Here is a 17,705-nt window from a genome sequence, read left to right as displayed (position 1 = left end):
GTGGCAGGCCATGGGCGGTCACGGGGTGGGTGGGCGGAGCCGGGGCTCGGCGAGCGACGGCGCGGCGACCAAGGCCTGCGGTCGGTGGGGAGCCACGGGCATGGGGGGACACCGGGGGCATGGGTGGCCGGTGGCGCCAAGCAGACGACTGACGCCCAGTGGGCGCGATCGCGTGGCGGCCGAGCGGGGGCTCAGCGGACGGCCGGGTGCGGATCACCGGCCGGGGCCCGGCCCCGCCCCGCCCCGCCCCGCCCCGCCCCGGCAGATCGACTGCCCACGGATGGTCGGCCGCAGCGCGGCGAGTGCCCACGCGCCGGCCGAGCCGGTACTCGGCATGGCGGCCCGGCGTTGCTCGGGGCTCGAGGAGTGGCCGCGTGAGGCGCGCGGCCGGGGCTTGGCGATGGATCCGGGTGGGTTGTCGAGAAGGGCTCAGCCGGGGGTTGGGCGCGGGTCCGGCCGAGGGTCCGGTGCGGGTCCAGCCCGAGGCGCGGGTGCGGGCTCAGCCAGGCGCGCGGGTGCCGGTGACTCGGGCGACCAGGTCGATCCAGCCGGACTCCAGCCGCTCCATCGGCATGCCGCACTGCCTGGTCTGGTGGTGGATCAGGGCCGGGTCGAGCGAGTTGAGCAGGGTCTGGGACAGCAGCTCGCAGTCGGCTTCCGGCACGATCTGCCGCAGCAGCATCGCGATGTGCGTGCGCAGCGCGGTGACCGCCGGGTGGGAGAACCGGCGGGTTGGTTCCGTCTGGGCGGCCAGATGCAGGTCGAGCTGCTCGACCCGGCGGTACAGCACCGCCACGCCGAACGCCCGTAGTCGCTCCAGGGGCAGCGCTCCGGGCCCCAGCGGCGCAGGCCCGCCCAGGAAGTCGGCCTGCAGCTTCCGGTCGGAGTGGTCGAGCAGCGCCATCAGCAGCCCCGTGCGGTCGCCGAAGCGGCGGAAGACCGTCCCCTTGCCCACCTGGGCCGCCGCCGCGACGGCCTCCATGGTGACCCCGGCCACCCCGTGTTCCGCGATCAGCCGCGCGGCGGCCTCCAGCAGCCGGGCCCGGTTGCGCGCGGCGTCGGCACGCAGGCACGGTTCCTCCGGCCCCATGCCGACCTCGAGCAACTGAGGGACGTCGAGGGGTTCTTGAGAGGGCGGGAAGGGCGGCAGAGCGCTGGACATGAAGCAAGCGTAAAGCATGGGGAACAAAACTGGACCGCGGTCCGGTTAAGGTGCTAGAAAATAACCGGACCTCGGTCCGGATCGTAACGGCGATGTTTCAGCCTCTTGGAGTTCCCATGTCTGTTCGCATCCTCGCGCTCGTCGGCAGCCTTCGTGCCGGTTCGACCAACCGTCGGCTCGCCGAGGCCGCCGTCAAGCTCGCTCCGGAGGGCGCCGAGGTCGTGCTGTTCGAAGGCCTGGCCGACGTCCCCTTCTACAACGAGGACATCGACGTCGAGGGCAGCGTCCCGGCCGCCGCCGCCAAGCTGCGCGAGGCCGCGCAGGCCGCCGACGCCTTCCTGCTCTTCTCCCCCGAGTACAACGGCACCATTCCGGCCGTCCTGAAGAACGCCATCGACTGGCTGTCCCGCCCGTACGGCGCCGGCGCCTTCGGCGGCAAGCCGGTCGCCGTCATCGGCACGGCCTTCGGCCAGTACGGCGGCGTGTGGGCGCAGGACGAGGCCCGCAAGGCCGTGGGCATCGCCGGCGGCAAGGTCATCGAGGACATCAAGCTGTCCATCCCGGGCTCCCTGACCCGCTTCGCCGAGACCCACCCGGTCGACGACGCCGAGGTCGCCGCCCAGCTGACCGAGGTCGTCGCCCGTCTGCACGGCAACGTGGGCGAGGCCGCGGCCGCCTGAGTCGTAGCACCGGAGCCGTACACACGTACGTACGCGCACGCACCGTGCAGAGGGGCCGGACGGGATCCGGCCCCTTGGCGCGTTCGCTTGCCGCACGGCCCGGCCGGGGAACCGCCACGCACCCGGCTCAGTCCAGGCCGGCCGGCCGCCCCACCGCCGGGGCCGCGAAGCGCTCCATCCACGCGGAGGTCGTGCCGAGCCGCGGGCAGGGGATCACCGTGTCGATGCCCAGCTTGGCGTAGCCCTCCACGTCCCGCGGGAAGGCGTCGAGGTCGCCCGCGATGGCGTGCTCGCCGGTGTGGGCGACGGTCTTGCGGATGGGGTCGTAGTCCCGCCTCACGCTCTCGCAGCGCCCGCGCAGTACCTCCAGCTCGTGGCGCAGTTCCTCGGGCGAGGACGGGATGAGGTTGCAGGCGTCGGCGTACCGGGCCACCAGCCGCAGGGTCTTCTTCTCTCCCCCGCCGCCGACCATGATCTCCGGGTGCGGGGGGCTCACCGGCGCGGGTACGCACAAGGTCGCCGCCAGCCGGTGGTGCCGGCCCTCGAACGGGCCGTTGTCCTCCGGGTCCCGCATCCGCAGCCAGATCCGCAGCGTCTCCTCCAGCCGCGTGGCCCGGCCGCAGGACAGCACGTCGAGGGTGGTGACGATCTTGGAGGGGTGGGCGGCGAGGGGGCCGAGCGTGGTGCAGGCCTCCAGCATGGGGGGCCTCGGCGCCGCCGTTGAACTCCATCTGGAAGTAGTGGCCGACGGTGGGCTCACCCCGGCCGGACAGGAGCCGGACAGAGGCCGGAGGAAACCGGACAGAAGCGGTTTCCCAGATGTGCCATGCCATCCCCGTCAGCGCCCGACCAGGCGTTCCGCCAGTGCGCTGCGCCGGTACAGCACCCGGCGGCCGTCCCGGGTGCGGGTCACCAGACCGGTTGCGTCCAGTACCCGCAGGTGCTGGGAGACGGCGCTCGGGGTCACGCCCAGGCGGCGGGCGAGTTCCACCGTGGGCAGGGGTTCCGCGAGCAGCCGCAGCAGGGTGGTGCGGGGTGCGCCGAGCAGAGCGGTGAGCGCGGAGGCGTCGGGCGGGGGTTCGGGCTCCCACAGGGTGGCGGTGCCCCGGCCCGGGTAGGCGAGCATCGGCGGCGCGCCGGCGCTGATCGGGGGCGCCGGTTTGTGCGCGAACACCGAGGGGACCAGCCGCAGGCCCCGGCCGGCGCCGTCGACCGCGTGCCGGCCGATCATCTTGTCGATGGTCAGGACGCCGTCCCGCCAGCCGAGGTTCGGATGGAGACCGGTGAACAGCGACCGCGCGCCGCCGGTGGCCAGCAGTCCCGCGCGATGTGTGATGTCGGCCTCCAGTACGAGCCGGATCCGGGGCCAGTGGGGCTGCAGGGCCGTCTGCCAGTAGCGGTGCAGCAACGAGCAGACGGCGTCGAGGAGTTCGAGGACTGGATCGTCGCCGGGCGCGGTGGCCCGCCGCAGTGCGCCCGGGAGCGGGTGCGGGGCGTGCGCGGCGCGCAGGTCACGTCGTACGACCTCCGGGTGCGTGGCCCGTACGACGGTCAACTCCTCGTCCAGCGTGGGGGCGTAGCGGGCGGGCCGGGGCGTCAGGAAGTCGGGAAGGGCCAGTGCCGGACCGACCAGGGCCGACAGCAGGGGCAGATCGGCGGGGTCGAGGGCGGCGAGCACGGCGCGGCGCCAGCCGCGGTGCAGGGGGTGCAGGGCGGGGGCCCGCAGGACACGCAGGCTCTCCATCAGCTCGCCCAGCGGGGAGATCGCGAACCGGGTGTCGGCGAGGTCGTCGACCCCGAGCCGGAAGCTGATCATTTAGCCCCCGTCTACATCCTTCGCCAACCGCCCGCACAGGGCGTGGACTTCGGTACATGACGGATCACCACACCGGGCAGCGTACCCCGCGGCTCGTCGCGCTGCTGGCGGTGGCCTGCGGGGTCGCGGTCGGCAATGTCTACTTCCCACAGGCCGTCGCCCCGCTCGTGGCGGCGGGTCTCGGCGTCTCCCCCGGCACGGCGGCCGGGGTGGTGACGGCGACCCAGTTCGGATACGCGGCCGGCATCTTCCTGCTCGTCCCGCTCGGCGACCGGCTGCCGCCGCGCCCGCTACTGGTCACCCTCCTCACCCTGACCGGCCTCGGTCTGTGCGCCGCTGCCGCCGCGCCCGCGCTGCCGCCGCTGCTCGCGGCGAGCGTGCTGGTCGGCGCGAGCACGGTGATCGCTCCGCTGGCCGGCCCACTGGCGGCCGGACTGGTCTCGCCGGAGCGGCGGGGCGTGGTCGGCGGCACACTGCTGAGCGGGGCCCTCGCGGGCATGCTGCTGTCCCGCACGGCCGGCGGCGCCCTCGCCGACCGACTGGGCTGGCGGGCGCCGTACGTCCTGGCGGCCCTGCTCTCCCTCTCGGTGGCGCTGCTCCTGGCCCGCGCGCTCCCGACCACGGCGGCGCCGTCCCGGCAGCGCTACCCGCGGCTGCTGACCGAGCCCGTCCGCCTCCTGTTCGCCGAACCGGCCCTGCGCCGCTCCTCCCTCTACCAGGCGACGGTGTTCGCCGGCTTCTCCGCCGTGTGGACCGCGGTGGCGCTGCTGCTGACGGGCCCGGCGTACGGCCTCGGCGCGGACTCGGTCGGACTGCTCGCGCTGGTCAACGCGGTGACGATGCTCGTCACGCCGGTCGCGGGCCGGCTGGTGGACCGGCGTGGCGCCGACGCGGTGAACCTCGTCTGCTTCCTGCTGGTCCTCGCGTCCGCGGCGATCCTCGCCCTCGGCACCCTCGGCGGCACCCCCGGCCTGCTGTCCCTGGTGGCGGGCACGCTGCTGCTGGACGTCGGCATGCAGTCCGGCATGGTCGCCAACCAGGTGCGCGTCTACGCCCTCGCCGCGAACGTCCGCAGCCGCCTCAACACCGCCTACATGACCTGCGCCTACCTGGGCGGCAGCCTCGGTTCCTGGCTCGGCTCCCGGGCGTACGCGGGGTACGGCTGGTCCGGGGTGTGCGCTGTGGTCGCGCTGCTGACCGGACTGGGCCTGGTACGGCACCTGGGCGCTGGGCGAGGCATCGGGGCGAAACCCGTACGGCAGCCCCGTTGTGACGTTACCGTTCGGTAGACATCGGTCCCGGAGGCTCCCGGAGGTGCCCGCCCATGACGCACGACCGTTCCGCCGGCCTCATGGAGACCCGGCGTGCGCTGGCCGACGGGGAGGTGACCTCCCGCACGCTGGTCGAGCGGGCGCTGGCCCGGATCGAGGCCACGCAGGGGACGCTGAACGCCTTCCGCATCGTACGGGCCGAGGCCGCGCTCGCCGAAGCGGACGCCGCCGACCGGGAGTTGGCCACCGGGGGGCGGCGTCCGCTGCTCGGGGTGCCGTTGGCGGTGAAGGACGACATGGACGTGGCCGGGGAGCCGACCGCGTTCGGCTGCGCCGGCGAGTTCCCCCCGGTCGCCGAGGACGGGGAGGCCGTACGGCGGCTGCGCGCGGCCGGCGCCGTGATCGTCGGCAAGACCAACACGTGCGAGCTGGGGCAGTGGCCGTTCACCGAGGGACCGGCGTTCGGTGACACCCGCAATCCGTGGCACCCCGGGCACACGCCCGGGGGTTCGTCCGGGGGCTCGGCCGCCGCTGTCGCGGCCGGGCTCGTCCCCGCGGCGCTCGGCTCCGACGGCGCCGGCTCGGTGCGCATCCCGGCGGCGTGGACCGGTCTGATCGGCATCAAGCCCCAGCGCGGCCGTATCTCCACCTGGCCCCGCGGTGAGTCCTTCCAGGGCATCACGGTCAACGGCACCCTCGCCCGCACGGTCGCCGACGCGGCCCTGCTGCTGGACGCGGCGAGCGGCAACCACGACCGGGACCCGCACCGGCCGCCCTCGCTGACGGTGGCGGACGCGGTCGGCCGCGACCCGGGCCGGCTGCGCATCGCCCTGTCCCTGAAGCCGCCGTTCACGGCCGTTCCGGTCCGGCTGGACCCGGAGATCCACGCCCGGGTCGTCGAACTGGCCGAGAAATTGGCGCAGTTGGGGCACGACGTCGAGGAAGCCGACCCGCCGTACGGGCAGATAGGGCTGACCTTCGTACCACGCGCCACGGCCGGTATCGCCGAGCACGTCCGCGAGGCGCCCGACCCGGCGCTGCTCGACCCTCGCACCCGGGACGCGGCCCGGCTCGGCCGGCTGCTCGGCGGGGCCCCGCTCAGGGCGGCCCGCCGAGCGGAGGCGGTGCTGCACCGGCGGATAGGCCGGTTCCTCTCCTCGTACGACCTGATCCTCGCGCCGACGACAGCCGCTCCGCCGCCCCGGGTCGGCGCCCTGTACCGGCTGCGCGGGCTGGCCACGGACCGGGCGATGATCGCCGCCTGCCCGTACGCCTGGCCGTGGAACGTGCTGGGCTGGCCGGGCGTGAACGTGCCCGCCGGGTTCGTCGGTGACGGCCTGCCGGTGGGCGCGCAGCTGCTCGGCCCCGCCCACAGCGAACCCGTGCTGGTCTCCCTCGCCGCCCAGTTGGAGGCGGAGCTGCACTGGCACGACCGCTGGCCGCCGGAGCCCGCCCCGGCGACGCGGGCCGCCTGACGGCCGCTTCGCCCGCACCAGGGGTTCCGGACCACCCGACCCTCGCGACCGAGCGACCGAGCGACCGCCTGGACCTCCCCGCCACCCGCCCCTCCTGACCGGCCGACCACCAGCACGTCCCCAGCCGGCCACCCACCTCCGGCAAGGCGACCACCAGGTCCCGACCGCCCAGCCCCATCCGGCCAGGCGGTCACCTGGGTTCCGGCGGGCGCCCCGCCGCTTCCGGTCAGCCGGACGTCAGGAACTCCCAGCCCTGTGTCGCGAGCAGCCGGTCCATCGTGACCCGGGGCAGGGTCGGGTTCGCGGCGGCCGGGTGGGCGAGTTGGTCGTCGGCGAGGAGTTCCGCCAGCCGGGCCCGCGGGAGGTTCGGGTGCCGGGCGAATGCGGAGCGCACCTCCGGGTCGGGGTCTGAGGTGAGGCGTTCCACGGTGGCCGCCGGGATGTGCGGGTCCCGTGCGGCCAGGGCGCGGACCTGAGGGTCGGCGTGTTCGGCACACTCGGCCAGCCCGGCGCGCGGAAAGTCCGGCCTGGTGGTCAGGCGGGCGCGTTCGGGGCCGCTGTACTCCAGGAAGCTGCGCAGCAACAGTGCCGCAGGGGCGTCCGGGTGATTCTGGGCCAGGAGCACGCGGACGCCGAGGTCGTCGTCCTCCGCCAGGAGTGCCACCAGGTCCGGTGGCAGCGTGTGCTCCTGGGCGGCCCGCCTGCGGAGCACCGGGTGCCCGGACAGGGCGTCACAACGGACGGCTTCGGGGTCGCGGGGCGTCCCCTGGCAGTAGGCGCCGAAGGACCTGTCGTCCATGGGGACCATGTAGTCGATGCGGGCCCGCTCCTCCTCGCTGAAGGCCGGGTGGACGGACACGGCCAGCCGTACGCGCGGATCGGGGTCCGTGGCGAGCGTACGGCGTTCGTCCGGATCGAGGTCCGGGTGATGGGCGATGGTCCGGCGGACATCCGGATGCGGGTCGGCGACGAGCGCTTGACGTTCGGCGGGCGGGAGATCGGCGCGTCGGCGCGCGATCTCCTCCCGTACCTTCGGGTCCGGGTCGGCCGCGAGGAGGACGACCGCATCGGGCGGGAGCGTGGGGTTGAAGGCGATCATCGCCCTGTCGTCCGCACCGGCCGGTGCGGTCAGGACGCTGTCCACGACCGCGCGGCTGAGCGCCGAGTGCAGCAACAGGTGGGTACGGGCGTGACAGGGGCGGTCCGGCAGCACGCTCTCCACCCACGCCGGATCCATGTCGCGCGCGTACCTCTGCGCCGCCTCGCGGACACGTTCGTCCGGGTCCGCCAGCAGCGCGGCCCGCTCGGCGTCGGACAGCGCGGTCCAGCCGAAGACTCCCTGGAGACGTGCCTCGGCGACCGGGTGGGAGGGCAGCGAACGGACCAGCCCGGCGGACATCTGCCGGTACAGCGACCAGAGGTGCTCGGCCTCGTACGTCACGAGCATGCGGATCACGGTGGCGTCGGGGAGGGGTCTGGGCCGGTCCGGCTCGGTCGTGCGCGGCCCCTCTGCGAGGTGGGCACGGACGAACCAGTCCGGATCGTCCACCAGCCGTGCCCGCTGGGCCGGGTCGACATGGGGGTTGCGGGCGAAGAAGCCCCGGGTGCGCCGGTCGGGATGCTCGATCACGGCGTCCAGCACGGAAGCGGGCAGGTCACGGTCCCGGCACAGCACCATCCGTGCGGCGAGCGGAGCCTCGGCGAGCAGCCGGAGCAGGACGTCCGGTGGCGCCGACCGATTCAGGGCGAGCCCGGCGAGCCGGCGCGTGGCCAGGTCGGCGTCCTCCCAGATCTGGCCAGGTGTGGGCATGCCCTGTGTCTCTCCCCCGGTGGGTGAACCGCCCTTGCGGGCCCCGGCCGACGACCTTACGTGATCGCCGGCCCCGGCTGCCGCCCTAATGTGTGCGCCGCCCCCGACTGCCGCCCTTATGTGTGCGCCGCCCCCGACTGCCGCCCTTATGTGTGCGCCGGCCCCGGCTGCCGCCCTAATGTGTGCGCCGGCCCCGGCTGCCGCCCTTCGCGGGCCGTCACACCGTGAGCAGGCCGATTCCCAGGGCGATCAGCGCGATGACCTTCAGCAGCTCCAGGCCGACATACCAGAAGTGGCTGCGGGAGCGGGGCAGTTCCTCCCCGGCCAGGATCCGGTCGGACCGGCGGTTGAGGCAGGGCCGGACGGCGGCCAGCTGGGCGAGGAGCAGCACCGCGACGACCGCGGTCAGCGCCGTGATCCCGGCCGGGGCACCGCCGATGGCGATCGCGGCGACGACGACGACGGCCAGCACCGCCTCCACGGCGTTCAGCGCGCGGAAGACCAGCCGGCCTATGCCCAGGCCGACCGGGATGGTCACGCCCGGTGCGCGGAACTTCAGCGGGGCCTCCAGGAAGGAGATCGCCAGCACCATGCCGAGCCAGACGAAGGTGACCGCGCTCGCGGTGGCGGCGGACGTGACGTTCATGTGCGGGCCTTTCTCCGCCGGGGGCCGGCGGTGCAGTGCGTGCAGCGGGGGGTCGGCTAGGCGGCCCTGGTCTCGGCCAAGTGGGCCACACAGGAGTCGGGTTCGGCGAAGGGTTCGAGGCCGGTGGCCGTCAGCGGGGCGTTGAGCCGGGCCAACGCGCCCTGCATCAGACCGAGATGGAGCGGGCACACCAACGACCCGTGCTCCTCGGCGAGTTCCAGGAAGGGGCAGTGCCGCAGCCGGATCCGTCGAGGTGTCCCGCCGGCCCCGTCCGCTCCCTCCGCCCGCGGCGCGAAGCCCAACTCGCCCAGCAGGGCGAGGAGTGCGGCCACCGAGCGGACCGCCGTCGGCTCCTCGAACGGGGACGGCGGCTGCACCAGGTGTCCACCCCACGCCCGGCCCGTCTGCAGGGCCTCCTCGCGCGCCGTCGCCGGGTCGGCGGACGCCCACCGGCTGAGCAGGATGCGTGCGAGGAGGCGGTAGTCGCGCATGCCGCCGCGGTCCATGCCGGGACGCGCGGTGTAGACGGTGCGGGGCCGGCCCGGTCCCGGGGACGGCTCGGCCCGGCGCTCGACCAGGTCCTCGGCCACCAGGGTCTCCAGATGGAACCGCACCGTGTTCGGGTGGACGCCCATCCGCTCGGCCGTCTCGGCGACGCCTAGCGGCGAGGGTGCGGCGCGCAGTACGTCCAGCACCTCTTGACGGCGCGGACTCTTCCGTCCGGTCACCTGTGAAACCCCCTCTCCCACCTGCGATTATTTTTCACGAATCCTACATGTATTAATTGTAGGGTGAGCAGGCGGCCCGGCGGTGGGTACCTGTTCGCAGGAAAGACGGATGAGTCGAGGGGAACACCAGATGACGTCACGCCCCGTGACCGGCACCGGTGCGGCCGACCGCCCCGCGGACGAGGCACGCGTACTGTGCGACGCCCAGGCGCTGGCCGAGTCTCCGCCGCAGCCGGGCGGAGTGCTGTGGAAGCTGGCCGAGAGCGGGCGACAGCTCGACGCCAACGTGGTCCGGCTCGCCCCGGGCGACCGGATCACGGCGCACACCGAGCCGCAGCTGGACGTGATGCTGCTGGTCGTGTCCGGGGACGGCGTGCTCGGCACGGGCCCGGCGGACGAACCGCGGCCACTCGCCGAGGGCGCCCTGGCCTGGCTGCCGCACGGCGCACAGCGCAGCCTCACCGCCGGCGAGGCGGGCCTGACCTATGTGACCGTGCATCAACGCCGCCCGGGCATGCGGATCGGCACCCGCCCCGGCACCTGACGGACCTCACCGGCCCGCCTCCACGACCCCGGCAGCCTCCACCCGTCTCCGTGGCCCGGGTCGGCTTCCTCCACCCGTCCATGTGGCCCGGTCGTCGGTCAGCCTCCACCAATCCCCACGACCCGGGCCGACAATCCGCATCAAACTCCGCGCCTCGGCCACCACCGCTCAACCCGCCCCCCTCTGCGCGCCCGCCCCCACAACGCACGGACGGCAGGCGCCCCTTGCGCCCCGCGAGCCGCCCACTAGGGTGCCCTCGTGACCACGCTTACCGATGAGAACGTCCCCGGCCGCTACGGCCCCCACGCGACCACCGAGGCCGACCCGCGCCAGGTCGGCCGGGTGCGCACCGAGTACTCCCCCGCCCACGACGGCGACCCCGACCCCGGCGAGATCGTGTGGACCTGGGTGCCGTTCGAGGAGAACGACGGCCGGGGCAAGGACCGCCCGGTGCTGGTCGTCGCCCGGGAGGCGGCCGGCACCTTCCTCGCCGTACAGCTGTCGAGCAAGCGGCATGACGGCGACCGGGAGTGGGTCGCGATCGGCAGCGGGCCGTGGGACCGGTCGGGCCGGGACTCGTGGGTGGACGTGGACCGCGTGCTGCGGCTGCACGAGGAGGGCATGCGCCGAGAGGCGTGCGCGCTGGACCGGATGCGCTTCAACCTCGTCCGGCAGCGGCTGCACGAGCGCTACGGCTGGACCTGACCGGCGTACGGCACTCCGGTCCGGGATTCCGGGAACGCCCGGATGAACGCCTCCCGGACCACCGTTCCCGGCGTCCGGTCCAGCACCCCGAACACCACGTGCTCGAATGTGCGGGCGAACCGGCCACCGGGACCGAGCAGGGCCCGGAACGCGCCCGCGACCTGCGCCGGGTCGTTCTGGAACACCCCGCAGCCCCAGGCGCCGAGCACCAGCCGGCCGTAGCCGTGGGCGGCGGCCGTCTCCAGGACCCGCTCGGCCCGCACCGCGAGCGCGCCCGGCAGCTCGGCGGCGCGCTTCGGTTCCGTACGCCGCACGACGCCCGCGTTGGGGGCGGCCGCGGTCAGGAAGCCCGCGAGGTACGGCTCGGCCAGCAGGCGGCCGCGGTCGTCACGGAACACCGGGACGGCGGGGCTGTGGATCACCCGGTCCGTGTACAACGGGTCGCGGTGGGCGCGGTGGTGGTCGTAGAACTCCCGGGCCTCCAGCAGGCAGGTGTACAGCGCGGAGGCTCGGCACAGGGCCTCCTCCTGCGCCTGTGCGCCGTTGAGGTAGCCGCCGCCGGGATTGCGGGCGGAGGCGAAGTTCAGGACGGCGACCGGGGCGCCGGCCAGCCGGCGGGCGGCTTCCAGACTGCTCTCCCCGGTGACCTCGACAACGGTGTCCGCCGCGGACTCCGAGCCGGTCACCGCCTCACCGAAGGCGCCTGTTCCGCCCTGCTGCCGTGCGGAAACCGGTTCCGGGCCGAACATCCGCGTACCGGCCCGCGCGGCCTCGGTCCGCGGCGCGAGGGACACCTCGCGACCGTCCGGCGCGCGATACCGGCCCGCCGCCACGATCTGCTCCGTCTCCGCGGCGATCCCGCGCAGGCGCGCGCTCATGGCGCCACCCCCGTGGGCGCCGTGCCCGCCGCCTGCGCGGTCTCCCCCGTCGTGCTCATGCACGCATCCTGGGCGATGCTGGTGATGCGGTGCAACGGAGTTTCCCGCCCCCGGAACGACCCGCGAACGCCTACGGAAACGGAGATGACCGAATCAGAACGTCCCGAGGGGCACCCTTGTGCGAATCGGCTCGAGGGTCTTGGGTAGAACGCGCGCCTGCCCGGCCCCATGTCCGAACCGGGCCGGTGGCATGGTGGAATCTCAGGAGGATCCCGACATGTCCGATTCACAGAGCGACGGGGGCGACTGTACGGATCACCGTACCGCCGTCACCGAAGCCGAGGTGGAGGCCCTGGTCCGGGGCATCTGCTTCAAGACCGGGCCGCCCCGCGCGCTCGGTGTCGAGCTGGAGTGGCTCGTCCATGAGCTGCGGACGCCGCAGCTCCCCGTGTCACCCGAACGACTCGGAGCGGTGTACTCCGCACTGCGGGCCCTGCCCCTGCGGTCGCCGCTCACCGTGGAACCCGGCGGCCAGCTGGAGCTGAGTTCGCCGCCCGCCGCCTCCCTGATGGAGTGCATCGGCACCGTCTCCGCCGACCTGGAGACCGTCCGCGCCGTCCTCGCCGGGGAGGGGCTCGGTCTGGTCGGCATCGGCCACGATCCCTGGCACGCCCCCCGCCGACTCCTGCACGAGCCGCGCTACGACGCGATGGAGACCTGCATGGACCGCACCGGTCCGGCGGGCCGCCACATGATGTGCGCCTCTGCGTCGGTGCAGGTCTGCGTGGACGCCGGCCACGAGGAGCCGGGCCCGCTCGGCTACCGGCGCCGCTGGTGGCTGGCCCACCTGCTGGGGGCGGTCCTGGTGGCCGCGTTCGCCAACTCCCCGCTGATCGGCCGCGAGCCCACGGGCTGGCGGTCCACCCGGCAGCTGCTGTGGATGGAGATCGGCGCCGGGCGCGCGGGCGCTCCCCCGCTGGACGGCGAGCCGCGCGCCGCCTGGGCCCGGCACGTGCTCGACTCACCGGTGATGTGTGTGCGCCGGGACAGCGGGCCGTGGGAGGTGCCCGAGGGGCTCACCTTCCGGGAGTGGACCCGTTCCCGCTCGCCCCGGCCGCCCACCCGGGCGGACCTGGAGTACCACCTGACCACTCTGTTCCCGCCGGTCCGGCCGCGTGGCCACCTGGAGTTGCGGATGATCGACGCGCAGCCCGGCGACGACGGCTGGATCGTGCCGCTCGCGGTGACGGCGGCGCTGTTCGACGACCCGGCGGCCGCCGAGACGGCGTACCGGAGCGTCAAGCGCCTCGCGGAACGGGCCATGAACCTGCCCGCCCCGCACAACCCGTTGTGGACCGACGCGGCCCGAGTGGGCCTCGCCGACCCGGAGCTGCGCGAGGCCGCCGCCGCCTGTTTCGCGGCGGCCCTGGAGGCCCTGCCCCGGCTCGGCGCCACCGCCGAGGTGACCGGCGCGGTGGCCGCGTACCTGGACCGCTATGTCGCGCGCGGCCGGTGCCCGGCCGACGACCTGCTGGACCGGCCGGCGGGCAGGGATCTGCCCCCGTACCGGCCCGGCCGCACCAACCACGGGAGGAAGGACGTCCGCACATGACCGCGCCCGAGACCGACACCGCGACGACCGAGGTGGACACCGAGACGCTGCGCGCGCGGGTGCTGGCCTCCCTCACCGCAGCCCGGGACCGCACCACGCTGCTGACCAGCTGTGTCGAGGAGCCCGATCTCACCGCCCAGCACTCGCCGCTGATGTCCCCGCTGGTGTGGGACCTCGCGCACATCGGCAACCAGGAGGAGCTGTGGCTGCTCCGGGCGGTCGGCGGACGGGACGCCATGCGGCCCGAGATCGACAGCCTGTACGACGCCTTCGAGCATCCGCGGGCGGAGCGGCCCTCGCTGCCGCTGCTGCCGCCCGCCGAGGCCCGCCACTACGCGGCCGAGGTGCGCGGACGGGTCATGGACCTGCTGGCGGGCGCGGACTTCCACGGCACCCGGCTGACCGAGGCCGGGTTCGCCTTCGGGATGATCGCCCAGCACGAACAGCAGCACGACGAGACGATGCTGATCACCCACCAGCTCAGAAGGGGTCCGCAGGCCCTGACCGCCCCGGACCCGGAGCCCGTTCCCCTGTTCACGGGACCGGCCGAAGTCCTCGTTCCCGGCGGCCCGTTCACGATGGGCACCTCGGCCGAGCCGTGGGCCCTGGACAACGAACGCCCGGCGCACGCCCGGGAGGTGGCACCGTACTGGATCGACACCACTCCGGTGACGAACGCGGCGTACCAGGCGTTCATCGAGGACGGCGGCTACGACACCGAGCGCTGGTGGACCCCGGAGGGCTGGGCCCACATCAGGCAGCACGCGATCACCGCGCCGCTGTTCTGGCGCCGGGACGGCGACCGCTGGCTGCGGCGCCGTTTCGGGGTCACCGAGGCGGTCCCGCCCAACGAGCCCGTGCTGCACGTGTGCTGGTACGAGGCCGACGCCTACGCCCGCTGGGCCGGGCGTAGGCTGCCCACCGAGGCGGAGTGGGAGAAGGCCGCCCGGCACGACCCGGCCACCGGCCGCTCGATGCGCTATCCGTGGGGCGACGCGGACCCGGTACCGGAGCACGCCAACCTGGGCCAGCGGCACCTCAGGCCCGCGCCCGCGGGCAGCTACCCGGCCGGTGAGTCACCCCTCGGCGTACGTCAGTTGATCGGTGACGTGTGGGAGTGGACGGCGAGCGACTTCCTGCCCTACCCGGGCTTCCGGGCCTTCCCGTACAAGGAGTACTCGGAGGTGTTCTTCGGCTCCGACCACAAGGTGCTGCGCGGCGGTTCGTTCGCCGTGGACCCGGTGGCCTGCCGGGGCACGTTCCGCAACTGGGACTACCCGATCCGGCGGCAGATCTTCTCCGGGTTCCGCACCGCGCGCTCGGAGTCCGTCTGATGTGCCGTCACCTGGCCTATGTGGGGCCCGAGGAGCCGCTCGGCCGGCTTCTGATGGAGCCGGAGCACAGCCTGGTGCGCCAGTCGTGGGCGCCCCGGCGGCAGCGCTACGGAACGGTCAACGCCGATGGCTTCGGGGTCGGCTGGTACGCCCAGGACGACCCTCTCCCGGCACGTTACCGGCGGGCCGGGCCCATCTGGGCGGACCTGTCCTTCGCCGACCTGGCCCGGGTGGTGCGCTCCGGCTGCGTACTCGCCGCCGTACGGGACGCGACGCTCGCGGGCGCCGACGCCGAGGCCGCGGCGGCGCCCTTCGCCTGGGGCCGGTGGCTGTTCAGCCACAACGGCGCCCTCGCGGGCTGGCCCGACTCGGTCGCCCCGCTGGTCTCCGCGCTGCCCCCGGTCGAACTGCTGTCGCTGCAGGCCCGCACCGACTCGGCGTTCGTCTGGGCGCTGGTGCTGCACCGGCTGCGCTCGGGCGACGAGCCGGAACAGGCCCTCGGTGAAACGGTTCGTCAGCTGGCCGGGGCGGCCCCGGCCTCGCGGCTCAACCTGCTGCTGACGGACGGCGCGACGATCGCCGCCACCGCCTGGGGCGACACCCTCTGGTACCGCACGGAGCCCGGCCTGAGCACGGTCGTCGCCTCCGAGCCCTACGACGACGACCCGCTCTGGCAGGAGGTCCCCGACCGCACCGTGCTCACCGCGAGCCGCGCCGGCGTGCTGCTCGCACCACTGGAGGATCCCGCGTCCTCCCCCACTCTCGACTCCGTTCGAGCGGGGGGACCCCCATCATCGAAGGAGCCCTGTACGTGAGCCCCCTGCACGTCACCCGCACTCTCCCCGAGGACGCGACGGACGCCGCGCTGCGCGCCGACGTCCTCGACGGCCTCACCGTCCACCCCAAGTGGCTGCCGCCCAAGTGGTTCTACGACGCCCGCGGCAGCGAGCTGTTCGAGCAGATCACCGAACTGCCCGAGTACTACCCCACCCGCGCCGAGCGGGAGATCCTCGCCACCCGGTCCGGCGAGATCGCCGCGGCGAGCGGTGCCCGTACGCTGGTCGAACTCGGCTCGGGCTCCTCGGAGAAGACCCGCTTCCTCCTCGACGCGCTCTCGCCCGCCGCGTACGTCCCGGTCGACGTCAGCGAGAGCGCCCTCACCCAGGCCGGCAAGGCGCTGGTCGTGGAACGCCCGGACCTCGAGGTCCACGCGCTGATCGCCGACTTCACCGCCCCGCTGGCCCTGCCCACGACGCCCGGCCCCCGGCTGCTGGCCTTCCTCGGCGGCACGATCGGCAACCTGCTGCCCGCCGAACGCGCCCGCTTCCTGGCCTCCGTACGCGAACTGCTCGCCCCCGGCGACGGGCTGCTGCTCGGCACGGACCTGGTCAAGGACGAACGGGTGCTGGTCCGGGCGTACGACGACGCGGCCGGGGTGACGGCGGCGTTCAACAAGAACGTGCTGGCCGTGGTCGACCGCGAGCTGGGCGCCGACTTCGATCCGGACACCTTCGACCATGTGGCCCTCTGGGACCCCGAGCGCGAGTGGATCGAGATGCGGCTGCGCTCCCGTACCGCGCAGACCGTGAAGGTGCCCGCACTGGACCTGGCCGTGCACTTCGCGGCCGGCGAGGATCTGCGCACCGAGGTGTCCGCGAAGTTCCGCAGGGAGGGCGTGACCGGCGAACTGGCGGCCGCCGGGCTTGAGTTGACCCACTGGTGGACGGACGCGCAGGACCGCTTCGCGCTGTCGCTGAGCGTGGTGCGGTGAGCGTGGGGGCCGTCTGCCGGTGCGCCGCGCCTGCGGCCACGCGCAGGCGGCCCCCGCCGTGTGTGGTTCTGTGCCTGACCGACCATGGCGGCGGCCCGGACGATGCGGTCGAAAAGGGTGTCCGACAACGAAGTCCGGGTCAGAACCCGTCGACTTCCACGACAGCCGCCGCGAACCCCTGCGGGTCCTCCTGCGGAACGTTGTGACCTACGTCCAGGGTCCGGTGCGCGTACTTGCCTGCGAACTTCTTGCGATAGGCGGATCCGTTCCCCGGAAGGGTGAACGGATCGTGCGCTCCGTCGATGGTGATTGTCGGCACCTTGATGACCGGCGCCGCGGCCAGGCGCTTCTCCAGCCCGTCATACCGCGGCTGACCCTTCGCGAGCCCGAGGCGCCAGCGGTAGTTGTCGATCACGATACCGACGTAATCGGGGTTGCTGAATGCCGCTGCCGTCCGATCGAAGGTCGCATCGTCGAAGTTCCAGGTCGGAGAGTTGAACTTCCAGACAAGCCTGGCCAGATCGCGCCGGTACTCCTGGAGGCCGAGTACTCCTCTCTCGGTGGAGAAGTAGTACTGATACCACCACGCCCATTCGCTCTTCGGCGGCGTCGGCGTCTTGTTGGCTTCGACGTTCACAATGAGATAGCCGGTCACCGAGACCAGCGCTTTGCAGCGCTCCGGCCAGAGGGCCGCAATGATGTCGCCCGTCCGCGATCCCCAGTCGTACCCGGCGAGAATGGCCTTGTCGATCTTCAGGGCGTCCATCAGGGCGACGATGTCGACGGCGAACGCCGACTGTTGTGCGTTCCTGGGCGTTTTGCTCGACAGGAATCGCGTGGTGCCATGGCCGCGCAGATAGGGGACGATCACCCTGTACCCCTTGGTTGCGAGCAACGGCGCGACCACCTCGTAGCTGTGGATGTCGTAGGGCCAGCCATGCATGAGCAGGACCGCCTGCCCATGGGCCGGTCCGGCTTCGACGTACCCCACGTCGAGTTCCCCGGCGTGGATCTGCTTCACCGGGCCAAAGGGCGTCCGCTTCGCAGGATCGACCCCAGGATGAGCCATATGCTCCCGCGATTCCGACTGTGCTTGCGCACTGTCCCCCATGCCGAACTGGGCCGTCGCAGCGGTTGCGGCTGCGGCTGCGGCTCCAAGGATTTGACGACGGCTGTGCATGGGGCCGCGCATTTCCATCGGTGAATCTCCTTGTTCGAGGAGGGCGCGGGCAGGCCACGGACGGCGTGACGCCGAGGGAGGGGCCGGCAGTCG

The 17,705-nt window shown here is 73.5% G+C and carries 16 protein-coding genes and 1 pseudogene; 9 read left to right on the top strand and 8 right to left on the bottom strand.

The window, feature by feature from the left end; translation table 11 throughout:
* Positions 1–499 precede the first annotated feature (499 nt).
* Positions 500–1,180: a TetR/AcrR family transcriptional regulator gene (locus tag ACWGJ5_RS00780; protein ID WP_453307639.1), complete on the bottom strand. Its 681-nt coding sequence runs from the start codon at positions 1,178–1,180 to the stop codon at positions 500–502.
* 98 nt (positions 1,181–1,278) lie between these two features.
* On the opposite strand from ACWGJ5_RS00780, the gene ACWGJ5_RS00775 reads away from it, so the two are divergent.
* Positions 1,279–1,842: an NAD(P)H-dependent oxidoreductase gene (locus ACWGJ5_RS00775; RefSeq protein WP_453307638.1), complete on the top strand. Its 564-nt coding sequence runs from the start codon at positions 1,279–1,281 to the stop codon at positions 1,840–1,842.
* A 127-nt stretch (positions 1,843–1,969) separates the two neighbouring features.
* Here the strand turns inward: ACWGJ5_RS00775 and ACWGJ5_RS00770 are convergent.
* Together ACWGJ5_RS00770 and ACWGJ5_RS00765 are read right to left on the bottom strand one after the other, a co-directional pair.
* A pseudogene (locus ACWGJ5_RS00770) lies at positions 1,970–2,675 on the bottom strand (LLM class flavin-dependent oxidoreductase).
* A gap of 5 nt (positions 2,676–2,680) precedes the next feature.
* Positions 2,681–3,658, bottom strand: coding sequence for a metalloregulator ArsR/SmtB family transcription factor (locus tag ACWGJ5_RS00765; protein ID WP_453307637.1), 978 nt, complete (start codon positions 3,656–3,658; stop codon positions 2,681–2,683).
* A gap of 56 nt (positions 3,659–3,714) precedes the next feature.
* On the opposite strand from ACWGJ5_RS00765, the gene ACWGJ5_RS00760 reads away from it, so the two are divergent.
* The gene (locus tag ACWGJ5_RS00760) at positions 3,715–4,947 is read left to right on the top strand and encodes an MFS transporter (protein WP_453307636.1); all 1,233 of its coding nucleotides are present in this window, start codon (positions 3,715–3,717) and stop codon (positions 4,945–4,947) included.
* Between the two features lie 35 nt (positions 4,948–4,982).
* Positions 4,983–6,404, top strand: a complete 1,422-nt coding sequence (locus tag ACWGJ5_RS00755; protein ID WP_453307635.1) for an amidase — start codon at positions 4,983–4,985, stop codon at positions 6,402–6,404.
* Positions 6,405–6,630: 226 nt separating this feature from the next.
* Here ACWGJ5_RS00755 and ACWGJ5_RS00750 read toward each other — a convergent pair whose 3' ends face one another.
* The 3 genes from ACWGJ5_RS00750 to ACWGJ5_RS00740 all read right to left on the bottom strand — a co-directional run bounded on the left by ACWGJ5_RS00750 (position 6,631) and on the right by ACWGJ5_RS00740 (position 9,588).
* Complete coding sequence (locus ACWGJ5_RS00750) at positions 6,631–8,214, bottom strand: hypothetical protein (protein WP_453307634.1); 1,584 nt, start codon at positions 8,212–8,214, stop codon at positions 6,631–6,633.
* A 217-nt stretch (positions 8,215–8,431) separates the two neighbouring features.
* The gene (locus ACWGJ5_RS00745; RefSeq protein ID WP_453307633.1) at positions 8,432–8,860 is read right to left on the bottom strand and encodes a hypothetical protein; all 429 of its coding nucleotides are present in this window, start codon (positions 8,858–8,860) and stop codon (positions 8,432–8,434) included.
* 56 nt (positions 8,861–8,916) lie between these two features.
* On the bottom strand, positions 8,917–9,588 hold the full coding sequence (locus ACWGJ5_RS00740; protein WP_453307632.1) for a helix-turn-helix transcriptional regulator: 672 nt from the start codon (positions 9,586–9,588) through the stop codon (positions 8,917–8,919).
* Between the two features lie 130 nt (positions 9,589–9,718).
* Here ACWGJ5_RS00740 and ACWGJ5_RS00735 point away from each other — a divergent pair, with 130 nt between their 5' ends.
* Positions 9,719–10,132: a cupin domain-containing protein gene (locus ACWGJ5_RS00735; RefSeq protein WP_453307631.1), complete on the top strand. Its 414-nt coding sequence runs from the start codon at positions 9,719–9,721 to the stop codon at positions 10,130–10,132.
* 258 nt (positions 10,133–10,390) lie between these two features.
* The gene (locus ACWGJ5_RS00730) at positions 10,391–10,837 is read left to right on the top strand and encodes a type II toxin-antitoxin system PemK/MazF family toxin (RefSeq protein WP_453307630.1); all 447 of its coding nucleotides are present in this window, start codon (positions 10,391–10,393) and stop codon (positions 10,835–10,837) included.
* Here the strand turns inward: ACWGJ5_RS00730 and ACWGJ5_RS00725 are convergent.
* Positions 10,822–11,715 carry a TIGR02452 family protein gene (locus ACWGJ5_RS00725; RefSeq protein ID WP_453307629.1) on the bottom strand — a complete coding sequence of 298 codons (894 nt, stop codon included), beginning with the start codon at positions 11,713–11,715 and terminating at the stop codon, positions 10,822–10,824. The genes ACWGJ5_RS00730 and ACWGJ5_RS00725 overlap by 16 nt on opposite strands.
* A gap of 277 nt (positions 11,716–11,992) precedes the next feature.
* On the opposite strand from ACWGJ5_RS00725, the gene egtA reads away from it, so the two are divergent.
* Genes egtA through egtD form a run of 4 tightly spaced genes read left to right on the top strand, consistent with a single transcriptional unit; the run spans position 11,993 to position 16,432 of the window.
* Positions 11,993–13,327, top strand: coding sequence for an ergothioneine biosynthesis glutamate--cysteine ligase EgtA (egtA, locus tag ACWGJ5_RS00720; protein WP_453307628.1), 1,335 nt, complete (start codon positions 11,993–11,995; stop codon positions 13,325–13,327).
* Positions 13,324–14,661, top strand: coding sequence for an ergothioneine biosynthesis protein EgtB (gene egtB, locus ACWGJ5_RS00715; RefSeq protein WP_453307627.1), 1,338 nt, complete (start codon positions 13,324–13,326; stop codon positions 14,659–14,661). Before egtA ends, egtB begins: the two co-directional genes overlap by 4 nt.
* On the top strand, positions 14,661–15,476 hold the full coding sequence (egtC, locus tag ACWGJ5_RS00710) for an ergothioneine biosynthesis protein EgtC (protein WP_453307626.1): 816 nt from the start codon (positions 14,661–14,663) through the stop codon (positions 15,474–15,476). The genes egtB and egtC overlap by 1 nt, the downstream gene beginning before the upstream one ends.
* Complete coding sequence (gene egtD / locus ACWGJ5_RS00705; protein ID WP_453307625.1) at positions 15,473–16,432, top strand: L-histidine N(alpha)-methyltransferase; 960 nt, start codon at positions 15,473–15,475, stop codon at positions 16,430–16,432. Before egtC ends, egtD begins: the two co-directional genes overlap by 4 nt.
* Before the next feature lie 139 nt (positions 16,433–16,571).
* On the opposite strand, the gene ACWGJ5_RS00700 is transcribed toward egtD, so the two are convergent.
* Complete coding sequence (locus tag ACWGJ5_RS00700; RefSeq protein ID WP_453307624.1) at positions 16,572–17,630, bottom strand: alpha/beta fold hydrolase; 1,059 nt, start codon at positions 17,628–17,630, stop codon at positions 16,572–16,574.
* Positions 17,631–17,705 lie beyond the last annotated feature (75 nt).

This window comes from Streptomyces sp. NPDC054783, assembly GCF_053611725.1.
Note: the sequence above shows the minus strand (reverse complement) of the source record. Positions and strands in the feature narration are given on the sequence as shown.